This window comes from Tardiphaga sp. OK246 (genome assembly GCF_900188215.1).
Lineage (GTDB): Bacteria > Pseudomonadota > Alphaproteobacteria > Rhizobiales > Xanthobacteraceae > Tardiphaga > Tardiphaga robiniae.
In genome coordinates, this window is the sequence record NZ_FZOX01000006.1 from 453,291 (window position 1) to 477,660 (window position 24,370).

General features: G+C 62.6%; 21 protein-coding genes. 12 read left to right on the forward strand and 9 right to left on the reverse strand.

Features of this window, described 5'->3' with window-relative positions; all coding sequences use genetic code 11:
* Positions 1-12 precede the first annotated feature (12 nt).
* Positions 13-1,164 (reverse strand): TAXI family TRAP transporter solute-binding subunit, encoded by a 1,152-nt coding sequence (locus CHC01_RS26210; protein ID WP_089267267.1) that lies wholly within the window; start codon positions 1,162-1,164, stop codon positions 13-15.
* 179 nt (positions 1,165-1,343) lie between these two features.
* Positions 1,344-1,565, reverse strand: coding sequence for an acyl-CoA carboxylase biotin carboxyl carrier protein subunit (locus CHC01_RS26215; protein WP_068730696.1), 222 nt, complete (start codon positions 1,563-1,565; stop codon positions 1,344-1,346).
* Positions 1,566-1,803: 238 nt separating this feature from the next.
* Between CHC01_RS26215 and CHC01_RS26220 the strand changes: the two genes are divergently transcribed.
* A complete protein-coding gene (locus CHC01_RS26220) occupies positions 1,804-2,772 on the forward strand; it encodes an IclR family transcriptional regulator (protein WP_089267268.1) in 969 nt (322 codons plus the stop codon).
* On the forward strand, positions 2,702-4,258 hold the full coding sequence (locus CHC01_RS26225; protein WP_089267269.1) for an acyl-CoA carboxylase subunit beta: 1,557 nt from the start codon (positions 2,702-2,704) through the stop codon (positions 4,256-4,258). Before CHC01_RS26220 ends, CHC01_RS26225 begins: the two co-directional genes overlap by 71 nt.
* A 1-nt stretch (position 4,259) precedes the next feature.
* On the opposite strand, the gene fabF is transcribed toward CHC01_RS26225, so the two are convergent.
* The 4 genes from fabF to CHC01_RS26245 form a co-directional block, all read right to left on the reverse strand.
* Positions 4,260-5,522, reverse strand: a complete 1,263-nt coding sequence (gene fabF / locus CHC01_RS26230; protein WP_089267270.1) for a beta-ketoacyl-ACP synthase II — start codon at positions 5,520-5,522, stop codon at positions 4,260-4,262.
* A 51-nt stretch (positions 5,523-5,573) separates the two neighbouring features.
* Positions 5,574-6,857 carry an MFS transporter gene (locus tag CHC01_RS26235; protein WP_089267271.1) on the reverse strand — a complete coding sequence of 428 codons (1,284 nt, stop codon included), beginning with the start codon at positions 6,855-6,857 and terminating at the stop codon, positions 5,574-5,576.
* A 74-nt stretch (positions 6,858-6,931) separates the two neighbouring features.
* Entirely contained in the window at positions 6,932-8,128 is a 1,197-nt protein-coding gene (locus CHC01_RS26240; RefSeq protein WP_089267333.1) for an acetyl-CoA C-acyltransferase, read from the reverse strand.
* A 109-nt stretch (positions 8,129-8,237) separates the two neighbouring features.
* Positions 8,238-9,008, reverse strand: coding sequence for an enoyl-CoA hydratase (locus CHC01_RS26245; RefSeq protein WP_089267272.1), 771 nt, complete (start codon positions 9,006-9,008; stop codon positions 8,238-8,240).
* Between the two features lie 176 nt (positions 9,009-9,184).
* On the opposite strand from CHC01_RS26245, the gene CHC01_RS26250 reads away from it, so the two are divergent.
* The 9 genes from CHC01_RS26250 to CHC01_RS26290 all read left to right on the forward strand — a co-directional run bounded on the left by CHC01_RS26250 (position 9,185) and on the right by CHC01_RS26290 (position 19,312).
* Positions 9,185-9,865 (forward strand): TetR/AcrR family transcriptional regulator, encoded by a 681-nt coding sequence (locus tag CHC01_RS26250; RefSeq protein WP_089267273.1) that lies wholly within the window; start codon positions 9,185-9,187, stop codon positions 9,863-9,865.
* Positions 9,866-10,028: 163 nt separating this feature from the next.
* A complete protein-coding gene (locus CHC01_RS26255; protein ID WP_068730703.1) occupies positions 10,029-11,525 on the forward strand; it encodes a CoA-acylating methylmalonate-semialdehyde dehydrogenase in 1,497 nt (498 codons plus the stop codon).
* Between the two features lie 89 nt (positions 11,526-11,614).
* Positions 11,615-12,760, forward strand: a complete 1,146-nt coding sequence (locus CHC01_RS26260; RefSeq protein WP_089267274.1) for an isobutyryl-CoA dehydrogenase — start codon at positions 11,615-11,617, stop codon at positions 12,758-12,760.
* Positions 12,757-13,827 (forward strand): enoyl-CoA hydratase/isomerase family protein, encoded by a 1,071-nt coding sequence (locus tag CHC01_RS26265; RefSeq protein WP_089267275.1) that lies wholly within the window; start codon positions 12,757-12,759, stop codon positions 13,825-13,827. The genes CHC01_RS26260 and CHC01_RS26265 overlap by 4 nt, the downstream gene beginning before the upstream one ends.
* Positions 13,828-13,909: 82 nt before the next feature.
* A complete protein-coding gene (mmsB, locus tag CHC01_RS26270) occupies positions 13,910-14,797 on the forward strand; it encodes a 3-hydroxyisobutyrate dehydrogenase (RefSeq protein WP_089267276.1) in 888 nt (295 codons plus the stop codon).
* 14 nt (positions 14,798-14,811) lie between these two features.
* On the forward strand, positions 14,812-16,554 hold the full coding sequence (locus CHC01_RS26275) for an AMP-binding protein (RefSeq protein WP_089267277.1): 1,743 nt from the start codon (positions 14,812-14,814) through the stop codon (positions 16,552-16,554).
* Between the two features lie 106 nt (positions 16,555-16,660).
* Positions 16,661-17,122, forward strand: a complete 462-nt coding sequence (locus tag CHC01_RS26280; RefSeq protein WP_089267278.1) for a MaoC family dehydratase — start codon at positions 16,661-16,663, stop codon at positions 17,120-17,122.
* A 12-nt stretch (positions 17,123-17,134) separates the two neighbouring features.
* Positions 17,135-18,052, forward strand: a complete 918-nt coding sequence (locus CHC01_RS26285; protein ID WP_089267279.1) for an SDR family NAD(P)-dependent oxidoreductase — start codon at positions 17,135-17,137, stop codon at positions 18,050-18,052.
* 84 nt (positions 18,053-18,136) lie between these two features.
* Positions 18,137-19,312, forward strand: a complete 1,176-nt coding sequence (locus CHC01_RS26290; protein WP_244558530.1) for a BaiN/RdsA family NAD(P)/FAD-dependent oxidoreductase — start codon at positions 18,137-18,139, stop codon at positions 19,310-19,312.
* 107 nt (positions 19,313-19,419) lie between these two features.
* Here the strand turns inward: CHC01_RS26290 and CHC01_RS26295 are convergent, their stop codons facing one another.
* The 3 genes from CHC01_RS26295 to CHC01_RS26305 form a co-directional block, all read right to left on the reverse strand.
* Entirely contained in the window at positions 19,420-20,499 is a 1,080-nt protein-coding gene (locus tag CHC01_RS26295) for a D-TA family PLP-dependent enzyme (protein ID WP_089267280.1), read from the reverse strand.
* Between the two features lie 113 nt (positions 20,500-20,612).
* Positions 20,613-22,424 carry an ABC-F family ATP-binding cassette domain-containing protein gene (locus CHC01_RS26300; RefSeq protein WP_089267281.1) on the reverse strand — a complete coding sequence of 604 codons (1,812 nt, stop codon included), beginning with the start codon at positions 22,422-22,424 and terminating at the stop codon, positions 20,613-20,615.
* Between the two features lie 9 nt (positions 22,425-22,433).
* The gene (locus CHC01_RS26305; protein WP_089267282.1) at positions 22,434-22,916 is read right to left on the reverse strand and encodes a YaiI/YqxD family protein; all 483 of its coding nucleotides are present in this window, start codon (positions 22,914-22,916) and stop codon (positions 22,434-22,436) included.
* Between the two features lie 158 nt (positions 22,917-23,074).
* Between CHC01_RS26305 and CHC01_RS26310 the strand changes: the two genes are divergently transcribed.
* Positions 23,075-23,875: a hotdog family protein gene (locus CHC01_RS26310; protein ID WP_089267283.1), complete on the forward strand. Its 801-nt coding sequence runs from the start codon at positions 23,075-23,077 to the stop codon at positions 23,873-23,875.
* Positions 23,876-24,370: the final 495 nt, after the last annotated feature.

The window sequence follows — 24,370 nt, forward strand, 5'->3', positions numbered from 1 at the left end:
AAAATAACGACGTTATTCGAAGCCGTTCGGCATGCCGACCTTCTTGAGCGCAGCCGCGCGGGCCGTCATCCAGCCGTCGAGAAACTCCTTTTCGCCGGCTGATGCACTGGCCTTGGCGTATTCGTTCCATGCCGCTTTCAAGACGTCCTGCCGCTTCAGCAGTCCGTCATTGTGTGCCTGGTCTTCTGGCGTCCAGTTGCCGGCTTCCTTGAGGGCTTTCACGGCGCCGGGATGAAACGGAACGACCCATTTCATGGACTGCGCCTTTACGGCGAGGCCTAACGCGCCTGGTGCGTTGTCCTTGTAGGCGTCAAAGTTGACGATCATCGCCTTGGTGATCGCGTAGATCTGATCTTCCGCCTGCAAGCCGTAGACGGTCGCGACGGGGTAGGGGTAGGTGCTCATGTTGACGGGCGCTGATGCCGTGATGCCCGCGCCGCAGGTCGCGACATGTGGATTGAAAAACGGTGCCACACGCTTGACGCGCTCCCAGCCAGCCTTGTCTTCCGCGGGGAGGGGCGGCCAGATGATGCCGCGCGGCGATGTCTCGACTTCCTTGGCCGGGCCAGTGATGGTGGTAGCAAAGGCTGCATCGACGTCGTTGTTCACCATGCCTTTCCACATTGCGCCGTAGCTTGCGAACTCGATCGGCTTGATGTCTGCCTTGGTGAGACCGCCGAACGCCATGATCGCAAGCGAGTTTTGGTTCAGGGCAGGTGAGCCGACGACGAAGCCGACGCGTTTGCCGCGTAGATCCTTGATCTCCTTCACGCCGATATCACGAGCGACGCCGAGCGAGGCGCCATTACAGTCGATGGTCGACAGCGTGACCTGCGCTGGCTGAGGGCCCCATTCCTTGACGCCGAATTCGAACACGCCTTCCTGCGCGAAGTAGATGCCCGAGCCCATCCAGGCGATCGTTGCGCGACCGGCGCGCAATGGCGCCAGCCGCGCGACATCATTGCCGGCAGGCAGCACACGCACGTCGGTGGAATATTTGTCCTTCATCATCTTGCCGACGGCGACGGCGATGTTGAAGCCGGCAGTGCCGGTGTCATAGGCGGTGACCGCCATGGTCGGTGGAAGCTTGATATCCTGTGCGCATACGGCGCCGGTTGTAGTGAGCACGGCAACGGACGCCAGCGCGATGAGCCGGTGAAGCATTTTCCCCTCCAGATGCATTCGCTTTGCGAATTGCTTTTTATTGTCCGGCGATCATGTCATCGCCGTCAGGCGCTGGCAATGTCCTGAGGCTGTTCGCTGGATGATGGGAGCGGTCACCATCTCAGACAGAATGCCGCAGCACATTGGTACGGCAGTCGAGGCCGTGACTGCATGTCTGCTCACGTCTCGACTGTGCCGAGCAACTGTCCTTCAGCGACCACGTCGTCGACCGCGACGATCATCGATTTGATTTTACCTGCGGCAGGAGAAGCGACCGGAATTTCCATCTTCATGGCTTCGACAAAAGCCACTTCGTCTCCTTCATTCACGGAATCGCCGGTTGCGAGCGGCAGTGAGCAGATGCGGCCGGCGACTTCGCTGAGGATCTTGATCTCTGGCATGGTGTTCTCCGCGATCACGTGGGCGGCTGCTCGCTATAGGTGTAGCGCCGACGCGACCGGACAATTCCTAAGAATGAGAAGAAACGAGCAGCTTGGTGTTGTCGCCGCAGATTGCCTGAGGTAGCGTAGCCCGCAAGTGGAATATAATTCCGCACAGTGGAACGGGACGGCGGCGCACATCGGGGCAATCCAACGGATTGGCTCCCCGCGAGATGCGTCGTTTTAAGGGAAACGCATCATGGGACGACGTTCGGAACGGCTCAGCAAACAAGGCATGCTCGCCAGCGACTTGGCAGGCGACGGCGATGTGATCCAGGTGGTCTCGCGCGCCTTTGATATTCTTCGCTGCTTCGAGGGCCATGATGCCCGGCTTGGTAATCTCGAAATCTCCAATCGTTGCGGCCTGCCGCGCTCCACCGTATCGCGCCTGACGCATACGCTGACGCGCATGGGCCAGCTCGCCTATCTGCCGGCAGATCAGAAGTACCGCATCGGATCGAGTGCGGTCGCGATGAGTGCTTCGATGATGCGGGGACTTCAGGTGCGCAACCTGATCCGCCTGCGTTTGCAGGAAGTGGCGGAGCAGGTACCTGGCACGATCGGCTTCACGATTCCCGATCGTTTCCACATGGTCTATCTCGAATATGCCCGCGCCGATCACGCGCTCGGATTGCATTCGACCACCGGCAGCCGCATCGCCATGGGCCGGACTGCAGCCGGCCACGCCTACACCGCAGCGCTCGACGAAGACGTCGGCAATGCCCTGATCAACGATATCGCTCGCGAAATGCCCGAGGACGCCAAGATCCTGCGCGGCAAGATCGCTGGGAACCGCGAATGTCTGCGTGACAACGGCTACGTTCTCGCAGGTGGCCTTTGGTCACCGCATATCACCGGCATTGCGACGCCGATCTGGTCGCCGCAGTATCAAACCTATGTGGTCGTCACCATCGGTCTGCTTGCCGCCATGTATGACGAGCAGCGCTTGCAGGACGAGATCGCTCCGATCCTGCGTCAGCTCAGCGGCACGATCAGCATGATGGTTCAGAACGCAGATAGCGGCCTGACCAGTGCGCCCGTTCCAGATGCGCCTCCCGCGCCAACAGCTCAGAAAAAAATGCTCCCGGAGGGAATGAATGAACTGGAAGCCGGAACTCGACGACCTCGCCCGGCGCGAAGCCTTCGCGCGGGAGATGGGGGGCGCTGACAAGGTCAAGCGACAGCATGACCAGGGCCGGCTCACAGTTCGTGAACGTATCGACAGACTGATAGATGCAAAAAGCTTTCACGAAGTTGGGGCTGTTTCCGGCATCGGTGAATACGACGCATCTGGCGAGCTGAAGCATCTGACGCCGGCGAATTGCGTGTTCGGTCGTGGCAAGATCGACGGTCGGCCTGTCGTCGTTGTTGGCGACGACTTCACCGTGCGCGGCGGTTCGGCCGACGCCTCGATCTCGGCCAAGCCGCTGATGGCTGAGGAAATGGCGCATGACTTCCGGCTGCCGATCATTCGCGTGATCGAAGGCTCCGGCGGCGGCGGTTCGGTCAAGACCATCGAGACCAGGGGCGCTGCCAATCTGCCGGGCGGCGTCGGCGGCACGCGCTGGTACTGGTACACGACGTCCAATCTGGCGCAGGTGCCGGTCGTGGGCCTTGGCCTTGGTTCAGTCGCCGGCCTCGGTGCCGCGCGGCTCGCAGCCAGCCACTACTCGGTGATGACGAAGAATTCCGCGATGTTCGTCGCCGGACCTCCCGTTGTCGCGCGCCTCGGCCAGTCGCTTGAGAAGAAGGAACTCGGCGGCGCCGATATCCAGACGCGCGCTGGCGGCGTCGATCATGCCGTGGAGACAGAAGAGGAGGCCTTCGCCTGTGCGCGACGCTTCCTGTCCTATCTGCCATCGTCCGTCTATGACCTGCCGCCCACGATCGCCTGCAATGATGATCCCGAACGTGCGGAAGAATCTCTGCTGAACGCCGTGCCGCGCAACCGCCGGCAGGTCTACAAGATGCGCCCGATCATCGACGCCGTCGTCGACAAGGGCTCATTTTTCGAGATGGCAGCGAATTTCGGCCGGCCGATCATCACCGGTTTTGCGCGTCTCGAAGGCCGTGCAGTGCTGCTGCTTGCCAGCGATCCGTTTCACTACGGCGGCTCGTGGACCGCGGAAGCCTGCCAGAAGGTCGTGCGCTTCGTCGATTTGGCTGAGACCTTCCATCTGCCTGTCGTCTATCTCATGGATTGCCCGGGTTTCATGATCGGGCTCGATGCGGAGAAGGCAGCGACTATCCGTCACGGCGTGCGCGCCATGGCCGCGGTCAATCAGACCACGGTGCCGTGGTGCACGATCATCATCCGCAATGCGTTCGGCGTCGCCGGCGTGGTGCATCAGCCGGCCAACCGGTTCTCGATGCGTTACGCATGGCCTTCGGCCTATTGGGGCTCGCTGCCGCTGGAAGGCGGCATCGAGGCGGCCTATCGCGCCGAGATCGACGCGGCGGACGATCCAAAGCTCAAGCAGCAGGAAATCGAGGAGCGCCTCAACAAGCTGCGCTCGCCATTCCGTTCGGCCGAGAAGTTCTGGGTCGAGGAAGTCATCAACCCCACGAAGACGCGCTCGCTGCTGTGTGAGTTTGCACGTCTTGCCGAACCGCTCCGCACGGCAGGGCCGTCACGGCTCGCGATGCGGCCGTAAGCTATACTCGCCGCAGCAGCACGCTGGCATTGACGCCGCCGAAGCCGAAGCCATTCGAGAGCACGTGCTCAATGGCCATCGGCCGCGCCTTGCCGCGGATCAGATCGATGCCATCGGCAGACGGATCGGGATTTTCGAGATTGAGCGTGGCCGGAGCGATCTGGTCACGCAGCGCGAGGATTGCGTAGACCGCCTCAAGCCCTCCGGCTGCACCGAGCAGGTGGCCCGTGGCGGATTTGGTCGAGCTTACAGCGACCCCGCCAGTCGTTCCGAAGATCGACTTGATCGCTTCGAGCTCGCCGTGATCGCCGACCGGCGTCGATGTGGCATGGGCGTTCAGATGCTGGACATCGGCAGGCGTGATGTTGGCCTGTGCCAGAGCGATATCCATCGCGCGCCTCGCGCCGTCGCCGTCCTCGCGACCGGCTGTCATGTGGAACGCATCGGACGTCGTGCCGTAGCCGATCAGTTCGGCGATCGGCTTCGCGCCGCGTGCCAGGGCATGGTCGCGTTCCTCGAGCACCACGATGCCGGCACCTTCGCCCATCACAAAGCCGTCGCGGTCGCGATCGAACGGGCGCGAGGCGCGCTCCGGATTGGCGACGAAGTCGGTGGAGAGCGCGCGAGCGGCGGCGAAGCCGCCGAGGCTGACGCGGTCGATACAGGCTTCGGCACCCCCGGCAATGGCGACATCCGCTTCGCCGGAGCGAATGAGACGCGCTGCATCGCCGATCGCCTGCACGCCGGCGGCGCAGGCTGTTACGGGTGCGCCGAGCGCTCCTTCGTAGCCATAGCGGATCGAGATATGACCGGCCGCAAGATTGACCAGGAACGAGGGCACGGTGAACGGCGACAGCCGGCGAATACCCTTGGTGTCGGTGGTGCGGACAGCATCGGCAATGGCCGGAAAGCCGCCGATGCCCGACGCGATGATTGTGGCCGTGCGCTGACGCTCCCGCGCATCCTTCGGCTGCCAGCCGGCCTGCGCGATGGCTTCATCGGCAGCCATCAGCGCAAACAGGATGAAGCGATCCATCTTCTTCTGATCCTTGCGCGGCGCCGCCTTGTCAGGATCGAAACCGCCTTCCGGATCGTTCGCGATGTCGGGCACCTGACCCCCGACCTTGGCGGCGAGATCAGCGGTCATGGCCTCCGGCAACAGGCGGAGGCCGGATTGGCCCGCGAGCAGCCGAGACCAGTTGATTTCGACGCCGCAACCAAGCGGCGACACCGCTCCCATCCCCGTAATTACAACGCGGCGCATGATGTATTCCCGTTCTGATATGAGTGGCGAGCAGCCTGAATCCTGCGGGGATCAGGCGGTCGCGACCTTCTTGTCTTTTGAAATCGCCAGCACGATCAGCGCTGCAATAATACATAGCGCACCTGCCGCGAAAAAGGCAGGCAGATAGCTGAGCAGTACCGTGCGCGACAGGCCAGCGCCGAATGCCGCCGTTGCTGCGCCCAGTTGATGACCGGCGAAGATCCAGCCGAATACTAGACCCGCGCGTTCCGGTCCGAACTTGGATGCAGTGAGGCGCACGGTCGGCGGCACGGTGGCGATCCAGTCCAGGCCGTAGAACAGCGCGAACAGCGACAGGCCATAAAACGAGAAGTCGGTAAACGGCAGTGCCAGCAGCGAGAGGCCGCGCAGGCCATAGTACCAGAACAGCAGGTAACGATTGTCATACCGGTCAGACAGCCAGCCTGACGCGATAGTGCCGACGAAATCGAACACGCCCATCGCCGCAAGCAGTCCGGCCGCCTGAATCTGCGGGATGCCGAAGTCGAGGCACATCGGGATCAGGTGCACCTGCACCAGTCCGTTGGTGCTGGCCCCGCAGATGAAGAACGTGGCGAACAGGATCCAGAACACCTTGGTCTGGGCAGCATCGCGCAGGGCACCGAGTGCTGCCGCCATGATCGGCGAGGTGTTCGGTGGCGGAACCGCCAGCGGTTCGGTGCTGGTGTCGCCATAGGGGCGAATGCCAATGTCGCTGGGACGGTCCCGCATCACCAGCAGCACCCCGAGCGCGGCTATGGCCAGCATCACGCACATCAGCGCCAGTGCCCAGCGCCAGTTGCTGTGCTCGGTGATGCTGGCGAGGATCGGCAGAAAGATCAGCTGACCGGTGGCCGCGCTCGCGGTGAGGATACCCACGACGAGGCCACGGCGTGCGCTGAACCAGCGCGCTGCGACGGTGGCGCCGAGCACCAGCGCCGTCATCCCAGTGCCAATGCCAACGGCGACGCCCCAGAGCGCCATCAACTGCCAAACCTGCGTCATCCCAAGCGACAATATGAGGCTTGCAGCAACGACGAGCAGGGCAATCAGCGTGACGTTACGCAACCCATAACGGTTCATCAGCGCCGCGGCGAACGGCGCCATCAGGCCGAACAGCACGAAGCGGATCGACATGGCGGAGGAAATCTCCGCGGTGCTCCAGCCGAATTCCTTCTGCAGCGGCACGATGAACACGCCGGGCGCGCCAACCGCGGCAGCGCTGACCAGCGCCGTCACGAAGGTTACGGCGATCATCGCCCATCCGTAATGGATATTGCGGCGGGTGAGGGCAGTCGAGAGCCATCCGGAAATCATCGGGTTTCCTGCAATCAATGAGAAAAGGCGTCGCGACGACCATCGCCGCGCCGATCATATCTGGGAAAGGCGGTTCAGTGAACGATGCGTTCGATGGCAATCGCGGTGGCTTCGCCGCCGCCGATGCACAGTGCCGCGACGCCGCGTTTCAGGCCTCTGGCTTCCAGTGCATGCAGCAGCGTCACGATCAGCCGCGCGCCGGTGGCGCCGATGGGGTGGCCCAGCGCGCAGGCGCCGCCATTGACGTTCAGTTTTTCGCGGGGAATTCCAAGGTCGCGTTGCGCGGCCATCGGCACCACGGCAAAGGCCTCGTTGATTTCGAACAGATCGACATCGCCGACGCTCCAGCCGACCTTGTCGAGCAGTTTGCGGATTGCCGGAATGGGCGCAGTCGTGAACCATTGCGGTTCCTGGCTGTGCGTGGCGTGGCCATGGATCACGGCCAGCGCGGGCAGGCCCTCACGATCCACGAGGGAACGCTTGGCGAGCACCAGGGCAGCAGCGCCATCGGCATTGGCGGACGAAGCAGCGGGCGTGATAGTGCCGTTGCTGCGGAAGGCTGGTTTGAGGTTCGGGATCTTGGCGGGATCGACCTTCAGCGGATGTTCGTCATTGGCGATCTCGCGAGCTCCGGACTTCTCGACGACGGTCAGTGGCGTGATCTCCGCCTTGAAGGCGCCGCTCTCCACCGCCTTGCGCGCGCGGGTCAGCGTCTCGATCGCATAGGCGTCCTGATCTCCACGCGTGAACTGATAGGCCTCAGCGGTGGCTTCGCCGAAGTCACCCATCGAGCGACCGACCTCATAGGCATCCTCAAGCCCATCCATCAGCATGTGATCGATGATGCGATCATGGCCGACGCGGTAACCGCCGCGTGCCTTCTGCAGCAAATAGGGCGCATTGGTCATGCTCTCCATGCCGCCGGAGACGACGATCTCCGCCGAGCCGGCATGGATGATGTCGTGGGCAAGCATGGTCGCCTTCATGCCGGAGCCGCAGACCTTGTTAATCGTCGTGGCCCCCGTGGCATCCGGCAGCTTGGCACCTCGGGCGGCCTGGCGGGCGGGCGCCTGACCCTGGCCGGCGGGAAGTACGCAGCCCATGAAGACTTCGTCGATGCGCTCGGGTGTCAGTTTCGCGCGTGCCACGGCGGCACCGATGACGTGGCTGCCGAGCTTGTGGCCGGAGAAGGGCGATAGTTCGCCCTGGAAGCGGCCGAGCGGAGTGCGGGTGGCCGAGACGATGACGACCGGATCTGAAGCTGCGGACATGATGGAGGCTCCTTCGCGCAAGCGCGGGTCATTTGGATGACACTCATCATATGATGCGCTGCAAGATACGCAATGCCGGCCTGTGCAAAATTCTCGTGAGGTCGAGCTGCTAGCGTTTGCGGTTGATGAAACCCTGCATCAGTCGCTGCGGCTCGCCGGTCAGATAGGCCTCGCCGAACACGCCGACGCTGAGATTGACGGATTCTTTCAGCGGCAGCTCTTCCCACTGTTTCAGCAGGGCTTTTTGGGACCGCATGGCTTCGGGTCCACACTCGAGTATGGCTTCGATCGTCTTTTCGACTTCGGCATCGAGTGCGCCTTCGGCCGCAACCACATCGACCAGACCCCAATTGAGCGCGGTCGGTGCATCGATGGTGGCGGCAGTCATGATCAGCCAGCGCGCACGGCCCCAACCGATCAGGCGCGGCAAGAGGGCAGCGTGAATCACCGAGGGGATACCGACCCTGACCTCGGGCATGGCGTATTTGGAATCATGCGAAGCGATCCGGAAATCGCAGGCGGCAGCAAATTCGAGGCCGCCGCCAAGGCACCAGCCGGGGATGCGGGCGATCACAGGCGCGGGAAAAGCGCGGGCGGCTTCGCAGAGATCGCGCAGGCCGGAAATGAATTTCTCGGCGGAGGCCTGATCCAGCGTCGCCATTTCCTTGATGTCGGCGCCGCCAATCATGCTCTTTTCGCTCTGGCCGGCGATGACAAGCGCGCGAATGGCGCGTTCTGTGGCCAATACCTCGATGCCTTCGCGAACGCCCTTGATTGCGGCTGAATTGAGAATATTGAGTGAGCCGGCGTTGCAGATCGTCAGCCGAACTATACCTCGCGGGTCACGTTCGACACCGCAATGGGGATTGAGCATATGCATGAAATCGTCTCGTCCCTTGGCATTTCCTTGGGCCGGCGCGGATCGCCGGTCTTGCTCCTATCAATTCCGCGTCAAACTGCGGTGTTGTCAAGGCCTGCGGCTAGGTGTGCGTTGCGCATGCGGAGCAGCGTGAGTAATATGATCGACATCATCTATTTGTCTTGAATGGACCGCCGATGCGCTATTCGAAGGAACACAAGCTCGAGACGCATGCGCGGATCGTGAAGAAGGCTTCCGTGCGTCTGCGCGAAAAGGGCGCGCATGGCATCGGCGTGGCCGACCTCATGAAGGACGCGGGTCTGACCCATGGCGGCTTCTATGCGCATTTCGATTCGCGTGAGGCGCTGGTGATTGAAGCCTTCGCCTATGCGATGGACCGCTCGACGGATCGCTGGCGTCAGCTGGCCGGGCAGGCGGCGCCGGATCAGCGTCTGGCCACGATCGTGGATTCTTACCTGTCGCCGCAGCACCGCGACAATCCGGGCCATGGTTGCGCCGTCCCGGCGCTGGGCGCTGAGATCGCGCGCGAGAGCCCCAAGACGCGCAAAGTGTTTGCCGCCAAACTCGATCAGATGATCGAGATGATGTCCGAGCAGTTTCATGGCGGACCGAGCAAATCGGCGCGCAGACAGGCGATGGCGGCGCTTGCCACCATGATGGGCACCATCGTGCTCGCCCGCGCCGCCGGCAATGGCGAGTTGTCCGAAGAGCTTTTGAGCGCTGGCCGCGAGGCCGTGCTGGGCCGTGCTGCAGCGCCGAAGCCGACAGCGTCCAAGGCTGAGGCTCCCAAGAGCGGGGCTAGAAAGCCGACTGCAAAGAAGGCGGCAACCAAGGCCGTATCTCCAGCCAAGAACTGATAATTGGCACACTGCCTGTGACATTGTCGCGGCGGTGACATTCTGACAGGGCGAAACTGCAGCGAGCCTGCAATTTCGCAAATCCGCCGCGCGCGCAGGGCCTTTCCAAACGCCAAAAAGCCTGATCAACATCGGGCCAAATTTGGCTTCCAGGAGGAAACGCATGCGCACGATTGGACATTTCATCGGCGGCCGTGAGGTCGAGGGCAAGTCGGGGCGTTTCGCCGACGTTTTCGAGCCGATGACTGGCGAAGTTCAGGCCAAGGTTGCGCTGGCCTCCAAGGCCGAAATGCGCGCCGCGGTTCTCAATGCCGCCGAGGCGCAGGTCGCTTGGGGCAACACCAATCCGCAGCGCCGCGCCCGCGTGCTGATGAAGTTCCTCGAACTCGCCAACCGCGATTACGACAAGCTGGCCGATTGCCTGGCGCGTGAGCATGGCAAGACCGTGCCGGACGCCAAGGGCGATATCCAGCGCGGCCTGGAAGTGATCGAATTCGCCTGCGGCATTCCGCATCTCATGAAGGGCGAATACACCGAAGGCGCAGGCCCCGGCATCGACATCTATTCGATGCGCCAGGCGCTCGGCGTCGTCGCCGGCATCACGCCGTTCAACTTCCCGGCGATGATCCCGATGTGGAAATTCGGCCCGGCAATCGCTTGCGGCAACGCGTTCATTCTCAAGCCGTCCGAGCGCGATCCCGGCGTGCCGATGATGCTCGCCGCATTGATGATCGAAGCCGGTCTGCCGCCGGGCATCCTCAATGTCGTCAACGGCGACAAGGAAGCCGTCGACGCAATCCTCGACGACGAAGACATCAAGGCCGTTGGCTTCGTCGGCTCGTCGCCGATTGCCCAGTACATCTACGAGCGCGCTGCGGCGACCGGCAAGCGCGCGCAGTGCTTCGGCGGCGCCAAGAACCACGCCATCATCATGCCCGATGCGGACATGGACCAAACCGTCGACGCGTTGATCGGCGCCGGTTACGGCTCGGCCGGCGAGCGCTGCATGGCGATCTCGGTGGCCGTGCCTGTCGGCAAAACCACGGCCGACCGCCTGATGGAAAAACTCATACCGCGCGTCGAGAGCCTGAAGATCGGCACCTCCGTGGATCCGTCCGCCGACTTCGGTCCGCTCGTGACCAAGGAAGCCGTCGACCGCGTCAAGAACTATGTCGATATCGGCATCAAGGAAGGCGCCACGCTCGCCGTCGATGGCCGTGGCTTCAAGATGCAGGGCTACGAGAACGGCTTCTATATGGGTGGCTGTCTGTTCGACAACGTCACCAAGGACATGCGCATCTACAAGGAAGAGATCTTCGGGCCCGTACTGTCAGTGGTGCGTGCCCACGATTACGAAGAAGCTCTCGCGCTGCCGTCGGATCATGACTACGGCAACGGCGTTGCGATCTTCACCCGTGACGGTGACGCTGCGCGCGACTTCGCCGCGAAGGTCAATGTCGGCATGGTCGGCATCAACGTGCCGATCCCGGTGCCGATCGCCTATTACACCTTCGGTGGCTGGAAGAAGTCTGGCTTCGGCGATCTCAATCAGCATGGTCCGGATTCGATCCGCTTCTACACCAAGACCAAGACGGTGACCGCGCGCTGGCCATCGGGTGTCAAGGAAGGCGCCGAGTTCTCGATCCCGTTGATGAAGTAAGAACACGCAAGCGGCCCGGCAGCTCCCAAAGGTGGTGCACCGGGCCGTTTCATTTTCCCGGCTGATCAACAATCAACAAGAAGGGCGTGATGCAATTCGCTCTCGATGAGGAACAGACCGCCGTTCGCGACATGGCGCGCGAATTTGCTGCGGAAAAGATCGCTCCCTTTGCGCTCCAATGGGACGAGGACAAGCATTTCCCCACAGAGGTGATGCGCGAGGCGGCGCTGCTCGGTATGGGCGGCATCTACATTCGTGATGATGTCGGCGGCTCCGCACTGACGCGTTTCGACGCCGCGCTGATTTTCGAGGCGCTGGCGACCGGCTGTCCGACCACCTCGGCCTTCATTTCGATCCACAACATGGCGTCGTGGATGATTGATTCCTATGGCAGCGAAGCGCAGCGCCAGAAGTGGCTGCCGCGTCTCTGCACCATGGAGCTACTGGCGAGCTATTGCCTGACTGAGCCGGGTTCGGGATCGGATGCAGCGGCGCTGCGCACCCGCGCTGTCATCGACGGCGACCACTATGTGCTCAACGGCCAGAAGCAATTCATCTCCGGGGCCGGCGATACCGACATCTATGTCGTAATGGTGCGCACCGGCGGCGAGGGCGCCAGCGGCGTCTCAACCATCGTGGTGGAGGCGGGCACGCCCGGTCTCTCGTTCGGCAACAACGAACGCAAGATGGGCTGGAACGCGCAATCGACACGCGCCGTGATCTTCGAAAATTGCCGCGTGCCGATCGCCAACCGGCTCGGTGACGAAGGCATCGGCTTCAAGATCGCCATGGCCGGCCTCGACGGTGGTCGTCTCAACATCGCCGCGTGTTCGCTTGGTGGCGCGCAGTCGGCGCTCGACAAGTCGTTGAGCTACATGAAAGAGCGGAAGGCGTTCGGCAAGCGACTCGACGAATTCCAGGCACTCCAGTTCCGCGTCGCCGATATGGCGACCGAATTGGAAGCCGCGCGCACGTTTCTGTGGCGGGCGGCGGCGGCGCTGGACCGCAAGGATGCCGATGCCGGCATGCTCTGCGCGATGGCCAAGCGCTTCGGCACTGATATCGGTTTCGAGGTCGCCAACGATGCGCTGCAGCTGCATGGCGGCTATGGCTATCTCGCCGAATACGGGATCGAGAAGATCGTGCGCGATTTGCGCGTGCACCAGATTCTCGAAGGCACCAACGAGATCATGCGGCTGATCGTGTCGCGCAAATTGATCGAGGGCGCTCGATGAGTTCGGACGTGGCAACGGGGACGGGCGACCTCATCGTCGCGCGGGAAGGCGCAGCCGGTGTGATCCGATTGAACCGGCCGAAGGCGCTGAATGCCCTGACGTTGGAGATGACCCGCGAGATCGCCACGGCGCTCGACGTGTTCGAGAAAGATCCGCAAGTCGCGCTGATTATCCTCGAAGGTGCGGGTGAACGCGGATTGTGCGCCGGCGGCGATATCCGCGGTCTTTATGAGAGTGCCAAGGTCAAAGGCGATCTCGGCAAGATCTTCTGGCGCGAGGAATATATCGTCAACGCGCGTATCGCGAAGTTTCCAAAGCCCTATGTCGCTTACATGGACGGCTTCGTGATGGGTGGTGGCGTCGGTCTGGCCGGCCATGCCAGCCACCGCATCGTCACCGAGAAGACCAGGATGGCGATGCCGGAAGTGGGCCTCGGCTTCTTCCCGGACGTCGGCGGTACATGGCTGTTGTCGCGCGCGCCTGGCGAGCTCGGGACGTATTTCGGTCTGACCGGACTGACGGCAAATGGTGCCGATGCGCTTGCTGCACATATGGCGGACGTCCTGATCGACACCGCCAATTGGCCGGCATTGCGCGAGGCGCTCACAAAGCTGTCGGCGGGTGCCGATGCGGCGTCGGTGATGACGACACTCAAGAAGTTTGCAGCTCCGGAACAAACCGGTCCGGTCACGGCGCAGCGTGCGCTGATCGATCGCGCTTTCGCCCATGACAGCGTCGAGGAGATCGTGGCTGCGCTTGAGCAGGACGGTTCGGAGTTTGCGCTGGCGACGCTCAAGGCCATGTCCGACAAATCACCGCGGGGGCTCAAGGTTACCCTGAAGCTGTTGCGGCTAGCGCGCGCGTCGAAGTCGCTCGAGGAATGTCTGTCGCGCGAATATCTCGCGGCGCTGGAGGTGTTTGATAGCGCCGATTTCGTCGAGGGCGTGCGTGCGGCCATCATCGACAAGGATCGCAATCCGAAATGGCAGCCACCGGATCTCGAGGGCGTGACACCGGAGATTGTCGCGCGCTATCTGGCCAAACGGGATGTTGAGCTGACCTTCTGAAGGTCGAGCGTTCTGAACGAAAGTTGGATTTCGCCGTTTTCATCAGGCTTTAAAAACAGACAAACGATCACGAGGGCAGGACATGACCAGCATTGCATTCATCGGTCTCGGCAATATGGGTGGCCCGATGGCCGCCAACCTGGTCAAGGCGGGCCACAAGGTGACGGGCTTCGATCTCGTCGAGGCGTCCCGCGCGCAGGCGAGGGCGGATGGCGTGACCATTGCTGACAAGGCGGTCGATGCCGTGAAGGGCGCCGAGGTCATCATCACCATGCTGCCGGCCGGCAAACACGTGGTGTCGGTCTGGAGCGAGGTCATTCCCGTTGCCGCCAAGGGGGCGCTGATGATCGATTGCTCGACCATCGACGTGGAAAGCGCACGCAAGGCGCATGAACTGGCGGCTGCGCAGAAGCTGCCGTCGGTCGATGCGCCGGTCTCCGGTGGCACTGGCGGCGCCAAGGGCGCGACGCTGACCTTCATGGCTGGCGGCGATGCCAAGGCGTTCGCGTCGGCCAAGCCGGTCCTCGAAGCCATGGGCAAGAAGATCGTCCATTGCGGCGATGCCGGTGCGGGGCAGGCGGCCAAGATCTGCAACAACATGATCCTCGGCATTTCCATGATCGGCGTCAGCGAAGCCTTCGTGCTCGCCGAGAAACTCGGCCTGTCGCATCAGGCGCTGTTCGATGTGGCCTCGACCTCGTCGGGCCAGTGCTGGTCGCTGACCACCTATTGCCCGGTGCCGGGACCGGTGCCGACATCGCCGGCCAACAATGAATACAAGCCGGGTTTTGCCGCAGCACTGATGCTCAAGGATCTCAGGCTGTCGCAGGAGGCCGCCAAGGCCGCCGGCGCCAGGACGCCGCTCGGCGCTCATGCCGAGAGCATCTATGAGACCTATGAGAAGGAAGGTCACGGCGGTGATGACTTCTCGGGGATCATTCATCACCTTAGGCATTTGATGCCGAAATAGCGGAGCGCGTCGGCATGACCACGTTCAAGCAGGCCCGCGCCTTCCTCCTCGAACACCGCACCGACTACGCCACCGCCGTTGCCGGCTTTCGCTGGCCCGATCCGGTCGACTTCAACTGGGCGCTCGACTGGTTCGATGCCGAACTCGCCCATGATCCCGTCAGCAAGGACCGGACCGCGCTCTGGATCGTCGATGCGGCCGCCAGCCGCGAGACGAAGCTGTCATTCGAGGTGCTGTCACGCCGCTCCAATCAGGTTGCCAATTTCCTGCGCGCGCAGGGGCTGAAGCGCGGCGATCATCTGTTGCTGTTGCTCGGCAATGTGGTGCCGCTCTGGGAGACCATGCTGGCTGCGATCAAGCTCGGCGTCGTCATCATTCCTGCAACGACGCTGCTGACCTCGGATGAATTGCAGGACCGGCTCGACCGTGGGCGCGCCAAGCTTGTTGTGGCGGCAGAGGATCAGGTCGCCAAGTTCGGCAGCCTGAAGACCGAAGGCATCGGGCAGATCGTCGTCAACGCCGGATCGTCTCACGACGGCTGGCTGGCTTTCGAGACCTCGGCCGAATTCCCTGACACATTCACGCCGGATGGCCCGACCAGGGCTGACGATCCGATGCTGCTCTATTTCACCTCGGGCACCACGGCGAAGCCGAAGCTCGTGCGGCACAGCCAGCGCAGCTATCCCGTCGGCGGACTCTCGACGATGTTTTGGATCGGACTGCAGCCGGGCGACGTCCATCTCAACATCTCTTCACCGGGCTGGGCCAAGCATGCCTGGAGCTGCTTCTTTGCGCCATGGAATGCCGGCGCCACCGTGTTTGTCGTCAATCAGCCGCGTTTCGACGCCAAGGGCCTGCTTGCCACCATCGGTCGCTGCGGCGTCACGACACTGTGCGCACCGCCGACAGTGTGGCGGCTGTTCATTCAGGAGAAGCTGGCGACGTTCAAGGTGGCATTGCGCGAGGTCTGCGGCGCCGGTGAGCCGCTCAATCCGGAAGTGATTGATCAGGTCAAGGCGGCCTGGGGCCTCACCATTCGCGACGGCTACGGCCAGACCGAGACCACCGCGCTGGCCGGCAATTCGCCGGGCCAGACCGTCAAGGTCGGCTCCATGGGCCGTCCGCTGCCGGGCTGGAAGGTTCGCGTTGTCGATGCCGATGGCAATCCGGCGAAAGAGGGCGAGGTCAGTCTCGTGCTCGGCGCCGATCGTCCGGCAGGATTGATGCAGGGCTATCAGGCCGAAGACGGTAGCGTCAGCGGTGCAAGCGGCGAGATCTATCGCAGCGGCGACGTCGTATTTGCCGATGACGATGGCTATCTCACTTTCGTCGGTCGCTCCGACGATGTGTTCAAATCCTCGGACTATCGCATCAGTCCGTTCGAACTGGAGAGTATCCTGCTCGAACACGATGCCGTGGCTGAGGCCGCCATTGTGCCGAGCCCCGATCCGATCCGACTCGCCATTCCCAAGGCCTATGTGTTGCTGATCGGCGATACCGCGCCGTCCAAGGCGACGGCGCTGTCGATCTATCAGCATCTGCATGTGCGTCTGGCGCCGTTCAAACGTATACGTCGGATCGAGTTCGTGACCGAGCTGCCGAAGACGATTTCGGGCAAGATTCGCAGGGTGCATCTGCGTCGGCTCGAACACGCCGACGATCGCAGCGATCCCTTGCGCGGTGTCGAGTTTCGCGAAGAGGATTTCCCCGAATTGCAGGCGCTCCGCGCGGCGGGATCGCAAGAGGGCGAGCGGTAATTTGTCGCGCTTTGCATGGCTGCAGCGCACAATTTCGCTTGGCGTCAGGGTGTGGGCTGTGGAATCTGCGCCCGCAACGCAACTGGATTTTGAGGACTGAGACTGAATGAGCGCGATGATTGAACGTGATGCCTATATCGCCATGGTAGGCAAGGAAGTCGGCGTGTCGCCCTGGCATGTCATGGACCAGAAGCGCATCGATGCGTTCGCCGCGGCGACGGAGGATTTTCAGTTCATCCATGTCGATCCCGCGCGTGCGCGCGAAACGCCATTCGGCACGACGATCGCTCATGGCTTCCTGACCATGTCGATGCTCTCGGTGTTTTCCTATGAGGCGCTGCCGCAACTCGCCGATGTCGCCATGGGAGTCAATTACGGTACCGACAAAGTGCGCTTCGTGTCGCCGGTCAAAGCAGGATCGCGCATCCGCGGCCGCTTCACGCTGACCGAGGCGACGTTGCGCAAGCCGAAGGAATTGTTCACACGTACCGCTGTGAGTGTCGAGATCGAAGGCGAGGACAAGCCGGCATTGGTCGCCGACTGGCTCGGCCTTGTCTATTTCAATTAGGGAGCAAGCTACATGACCATTCGATTTGACGGCCGCGTTGCCATTGTTACCGGTGCCGGCAACGGACTGGGTCGCGCCCATGCGCTCGGCCTCGCGAAGCTCGGGGCCAAGGTCGTGGTCAACGACTTCGGCGGCGCGCGCGATGGCACCGGCGGTTCGCTGACGGCGGCGGAATCCGTGGTCGAGGAAATCCGCGCAGCCGGCGGCACGGCGATGCCCGATGGCGCGGATGTCTCGAACTTCGAACAGGTCAAGGCGATGGTCGACAAGGCCACCAAGGAGTGGGGCAGCGTCGACCTGATGTGCGCCAATGCGGGTATCCTGCGCGACAAGTCGTTCGCCAAGATGGAAGTCGCCGATTTCGCCAAGGTGCTGGACGTGCATCTCACCGGCACTTTCTATTGCTGCAAGGCCGTGTGGGAAGGTATGCGCGCGCGCAACTATGGGCGTATCGTGCTCACCACCTCGTCGTCTGGTCTGTATGGCAATTTCGGTCAGGCCAATTACGGCGCGGCCAAAACCGGCATGGTCGGATTGATGAATGTGCTGGCCGAGGAAGGCCGCAAGACCGACATCCGCGTCAACATCGTGTCACCCACCGCAGCCACGCGGATGACCGAGGAACTGTTGCCAGCGCAGGCGCTGCAACTGATGAAGCCGGAAGCGATCACGCCGGCGGTCGAATATCTCCTGAGCGAGAATGCACCGACCAAGACCATCATGGGCGCCGGCGCCGGCTCCTTCGCGGTCATCAAGATTCTCGAAAGCGAAGGTGTCAATTTCGCCGAAGCTGACTGGAGCCCGGATACGATTGCCGCGCATTTCGCGGACATTAGTGATATGTCCAAGGCCAAGGCGCTGGAAGGCGCTTTCCATCAGACCCAGAAGTATGTCGAGCAGGCCGCCATTCGCTTGGGCGTAAAGGCCTGATCGGCGGCTTCGCCGGATCGTGTGACCTTGACTGAGCCTGTGAAGAACCAAGTTGCGGTGATCGGTGCCGGCCCTGCCGGGCTGATGGCGGCCGAGGTTCTGAGCCGTGGCGGCGTTGCCGTCACGGTCTATGACGCGATGCCATCGGCTGGTCGCAAGTTTCTGATGGCCGGACGCGGCGGACTCAATCTCACTCATAGTGAGCCGCTGCCGGAATTCCTCAAGCGCTATGGCGCGGCGGAAGCGCGGCTTGCTCCGTCCGTCTCGGCTTTCACGCCGGCCGCTTTACGCGACTGGAGCGAGGCGCTGGGGCAGCCGACTTTTGTTGGTTCCAGCGGCCGGGTGTTTCCGCAGGCCTTCAAGGCATCGCCATTGCTGCGCGCGTGGCTGCGGCGGCTGGACGAGAGTGGCGTGCGGTTTGCCTTTCGTCACCGCTGGACAGGATGGGACGGCGATGGGCGTTTGATATTCCAAACGCCGGACGGCTCGCGGGCGATCGCCTGCAAGAGCGCGGTTCTTGCGCTCGGTGGTGCAAGCTGGCCGCGGCTCGGCTCCGACGGTGCCTGGATCGATGTGTTGGCTGCGAAGGGCTTGAGCATCGCGCCGCTGCGTCCGGCGAATTCCGGCTTTACGGTCGCGTGGTCGGAGATATTCAAGGACCGTTTCGAAGGTCAGCCGCTGAAGGGTGTTGCGCTATCGTTCGGTGCACACAGCGTGCGCGGCGAGGCGATGGTGACGCGCACTGGCATTGAAGGCGGCGGCATCTATGCGCTCTCGTCTCTGTTGCGCGAAGCGGTCATCGCGGATGGCAAGGCGACGCTGCGCGTTGCTCTTAGACCGGACCTCGATGCGAAGGAGCTGACCACGAAGCTGGCAGCATCGCGTGGCAAGCAGTCTTTCTCCAATTTCCTGCGCAAGGCGATCCATCTGTCGCCGGTGGCCATTGGGCTGCTGCAGGAAGTCGCTGTCCCGGAGGGCATTCAACTGGCGTCATTGCCGCCGGAGAAGTTGGCTGCCTTGATCAACGCCGTGCCGGTGACGCTCAATGGCGTCGCGCCGATCGCGCGTGCTATTTCGACGACGGGTGGCGTCTCGTTCGATGAGATCGATGACGCCTTCATGCTGAAGCGTATGCCGGGCACATTCGTCGCCGGCGAGATGCTCGATTGGGAAGCGCCGACCGGCGGTTACCTGCTGCAGGCGTCCTTTGCGACGGGAGCTGCAGCGGGCGAGGGCGTTTTGAAATATCTCAGGCCGTAGGATGGGTAGAGCGTCTTCGCGAAACCCATCACTTCCACATACGCAGCATTGATGGGTTTCGCTACGGCGCTACGCGCCTGCGCTTTACCCATCCTACGATTGCGCCGTCAGCGCAGCCTCCCACGCGCGGCCACCGGGAGCGTGCCGATGATCTCGTCACCGCGCACCATCACCACTTCATCGAACATGTTGACGACCACGCAGACGTGGTTCGGCACGATGCGGACGACGTCGCCGACATTGGGGCGGGTGTTGCTGCGGCCGAGATCGAGGAAACCATGCTCCTCCGCGAAGCGCGCGATCTTCGCTTCGGGATGTTCGAGGATCAAGCCGTAGCCGTCGAGACCGCCGGTGTCGGGCGTCAGCGTCTTCGAACCCGCATCGAGGATGCCGCGTTCCGGGCCGGCGCGGCTGACCACGGTCGAATAGACATTCAGTGCGCAATCGTCCCAGGTGGCAGAGCCGGCGGCGACCTGCATACGGTCGTTATAGATATAGGTGCCGAAGCGATGTTCGGTGGCGCCCTTGAGCGAGCCGACATTCTTCAGGTTTGGCGTGCCGCCGGTCGAGACGATCGTGGGCTCCAGACCGAGTGCGCGAACGCCGGCCAACGCTTCGTCGTAGAATTTCTGTGCGTCGGGCCAGCCGGTCTCGGTTGGGTACAGCATGAAGCCGGCGAAGGTCAGGCCCTTCGAGGCGGCTATCTCCTGGGCTAGTGCAATCGCCTCGGCGGGCGTCTCGACGCCGGCGCGCTTGCGGCCGGTGTCGCATTCGACCACGACGTTGACGTTGCGGCCGGAGAGCGCGGCTGCTTTCGGCAGGTCGCCGATGACGACGGAATTGTCAGCGGCCACGGTGACGTTCGCCTTGGCCTGCAGCGCGCCGAGCCGCGCCATCTTCTCGTCGCCGAGCAGATTGTAGCTGATCAGGATGTCGTCGATCCCGGCATCGGCCATGATCTCGGCTTCACCGAGCTTCTGGCAGGTGATGCCTTTCGCGCCAGCTGCGATCTGCATCTTCGCGATCACCGGGCTCTTATGCGTCTTGATATGCGGCCGGTTGGCGACGCCGGCATCGTCGCAGACCTTCTGGATACGCGCGATGTTGCGCTCGACGCGGTCCATGTCGATGACGAGGGCAGGCGTGCCGTAGTCGCGGGAGATTTTGGCGGCGAGTGTGGTGGTCATTGTGTCGTCTCCGGCATTTCCACCGTCATTGCGAGGAGCGAAGCGACGAAGCAATCCAGTCTTCGCTTGTTGCCTCTGGATTGCTTCGCTTCGCTCGCAATGACGACTGACAGTTACGCGTTCTCGATTTCTTCGCGGAGCATCTCCAGCTCCAGCCATTGCTCTTCCGAGTCCTGCAATTCCTTCTGCGCCTTTGAGAGCGCGGCGGTCGCAGTGTCGAACTTCTTGCGATCCTTCTTGTAGAGGTTGGGATCGTCGAGATGGCGCTGCTGCTTGGCGATTTCGGAGCGCAGGTTGTCCATCGTCTTCGGTAGGGTTTCCAGCGCGTGCTTGTCCTTGAAGTTCAGCTTGCGCTTGCCGGTGGGCTTGGACGAGTCTGACTTGCTGCCATTGCTCTTGGCAGCCACGGCCTCGGTCTTGGCCTCGCGCTTCAGGTCGGCGCCGCGCTGCGCCAGCATGTCGGTATAGCCGCCGGCATATTCCATCCACTTGCCGTTGCCTTCCGGCACGATCACCGAGGTGACGACGCGATCGAGGAAGTCGCGGTCATGGCTGATCAGGATGACGGTGCCTTCGTAATCACCGAGCATTTCCTCGAGCACGTCGAGGGTTTCGAGATCGAGGTCGTTGGTCGGTTCGTCCAGCACCAGCACGTTGGATGGTTTGGCCAATGCGCGGGCCAGCATCAAGCGGCCGCGTTCACCGCCGGACAGCACTTCGAGCGGCGTGCGCATCTGCTCCTGCGAGAACAGGAAGTCCTTCATGTAGCTGACCACATGCTTGGGCTGGCCGTTGACCATCACATGGTCGCCGCGGCCGCCGGTGAGGGCCTCCGCCAGCGTGGTCTTCGGGTTAAGGCTTTCGCGGTGCTGGTCCAGCGTCGCCATTTCGATATTGGCGCCGAACCGGATGGTGCCTGAATCCGGCGGCTCGGTGCCGGTCAGCATATTGATCATCGTGGTCTTGCCCGCACCGTTCGGACCGACCACACCAATGCGATCGCCACGCTGCACGCGGATCGAGAAGTCGTCGACGATCTTGCGGTCGCCATAGGTGCGGCAGATGTTCTTGGCTTCGAAGATCAGCTTGCCGGACTTCTCGGCCTCGGCGGCGGCGAGCGTCGCGTTGCCCGCGGCGCCGCGATAGTCTTGGCGCTGTGCGCGCAGTTCATGCAGGCCGGCGAGGCGCTTGACGTTGCGCTTGCGGCGGCCGGAGACGCCGTGGCGCAGCCAATGTTCTTCATTGACGATCTTGCGGTCGAGCTTGTGCTGGTCGCGCTCTTCTTCCGCGAGCACGTCATCGCGCCACTGTTCGAAGGCCGAGAAGCCGCGATCAATCTGGCGGATCTGGCCGCGATCGAGCCAGGCGGTGGCACGTGAGAGGTTGCTGAGAAAGCGGCGGTCATGGCTGATCAACACCAGCGCGCAGCGCCGGCTGGCCAGTTCGCCTTCCAGCCACTCGATCGTGGTGAGATCGAGATGGTTGGTGGGCTCGTCGAGCAACAGGATGTCAGGCTCTGGCGCCAGCACGCGGGCCAGCGCCGTGCGGCGCGCTTCGCCGCCGGACAGGTTGTTCGGATCTTCATGGCCGGTGAGCCCAAGCTGTTCGAGCAGATATTGTGCCTGATAGATGTTGTGGCCGTCGCCCATGCCGGCCTCGACATAAGCGAGCGTCGTCGCATAGCCGGAGAAGTCCGGCTCCTGCGGCAGATACTGCACGGTGGCGCCGGGCTGCACGAAGCGGCTGCCTTTGTCGTTTTCGACGATCCCCGCCACGATTTTGAGGAGCGTCGACTTGCCGGAGCCGTTGCGGCCGATCAGGCAGACGCGCTCGCCCTGCGACACCGAGAGTTCGACGCCGTTGAGTAGCGGCGTGCCGCCGAAGGTCAGGAAGATGTCTTTCAGCTGGATAAGCGGAGGAGCCATAAGATCAGTTCAACTTTGTTTCGGCGCGGGCGCAAAGGCCGGGTCGCGCTGGATGCGGCGGATGGTTTGATCCAAGGCCGACAGGAACGCCGAGCGATCGCGCGGCGCGAATGATTTGGGACCACCAGTGACTTCGCCTGACGACCGCAAATCGGTCATCAGGTTGCGTACCGCGAGCGTCATCCCGATGGATTGTTCTGTGAACGGCTTGCCGTTAGGGGCAATTACCGCGGCGCCCGCCTTGACGCAGCGGCTGGCCAGCGGGACGTCTGCCGTGATCACGATATCGCCCTTCTGGGCGCGTTCCGCAATCCAGTCATCGGCTGCATCCATGCCCGAACCTGCGGCAATCCGCTCGATCAGGGGATCGTCGGGCACCCGGATGAAGTTTCCGGCGACCACGCTGACAGGCAGGCTGAAGCGGGCGGCGACGCGGTAAATCTCGTCTTTTACCGGGCAGGCGTCGGCGTCGATATAGATGCGTGTGGTCAAGGGAGCACAAGTTCCACGAAAAGGCAGTCATTTGCGGGTGGGCGATGTGGCGCTGACGCGGGACAGTTCCCCGCCCGTCGCCTTGCCTCGAACATGGTGACGGGTATCATCTCCTGCCAAGGCGAACACTCAATTTCGCGCAGTTTTCGGGAGGAATCATGACCAAACGGCTCGAACCGTACCGTGTTGAGGCCTTTAACACGGCCAAACAGTCCGAAAACAAGATGCATGACGATTCTGTCGCCCGGAAATTCGGCTTCAGCGGCGGATTGGTGCCTGGCGTCGACGTGCTGGCCTATATGATCCATCCGCCGGTGCAGCACTGGGGACGGGACTTTTTGGAGCGTGGCCTGATCGAGGCCCGTTTCACCAAGCCGGTCTATGACGGCGAGACAGTCGAGGTGATCGCCGAGGAAGCGGGCGAGGGGCTCGCGCTGAGCGTTGAGGGCGGCGGCGAGATTCGTGCGGCCGGGACCGCATCGCTGACTCAGCGGCCGGTAGTGCCTGCGCTGGACGATTTCCCGGACACGGCGGCTGTTGCGAAGCGGCTTCCAGTGGATGCCAATTCCTACGCGTTGGACAAGTGGCTCGGCACCGCGCCGCGGGTCTGGCCGGAGGATGGACTTGCCGAATATCTGGGTGAGGTGCGCGAGACCGATGCCATGTATCTGCGCGAGGGCATCGTGCATCCCGGCGTGCTGCAGCGGATCATGAACAAGGTGCTGGTGGACAATGCGCTGCTCGGGCCGTGGATTCACGTCGGCAGCAGGATGCAGTTGCTCGCGACCGCGAATACCGATGACGAGTTGATCGCGCGGGCGAAGGTGACTGCCAATTATGAGAAGAAGGGGCATCGGTTCGTCGAGCTCGATGCGCTCATCGTGGCCAATGGCACAACACCCGTGGCGCATTGCCAGCATATCGCGATCACTCAGCCGCGTGAGGTCGTGGCGGCGTAAGCGAGGCTCGTCATGGCCGGACAGCGCGAAGCGAGCTTCGCTGGATGTTCCGGCCATCCACGCCTTCCTTTGTCGCCAAGACGTGGATACGCGGGACAAGCCCGCGCATGACGGCGGGTGTGGTGCGGCGCCGATAGCGCGTCACGTCATTCACGGATTCAACTGTCAAACAGCCACTGCTCTTCAGACATGCGTCATCGCCCCCATTGTTTGCGGCGCGGGGGCGCCGTCGTCTCTTGCATTCCCGCCCCCTTGTGAGAGGGCGTGCGGAACGCCAGGTGCCCGTTGCACCCTTGGGCCTGATGCGATGCGGTCTTCCGCAATTGAGAGTGCATCAGGACTTTCGGAGGCGCCGAGCGATTGCCCGACGTTCCGCATGCGGTGTTTTTTCGGTTGCTTGCACATCTGCCATGGCGAACGGTCCCATCACCAAAATTAATGTCCCAGGGCGGAGGGACAGGGTAGCCGCAAAGCACTTGGCCGAACGCGTTTCGA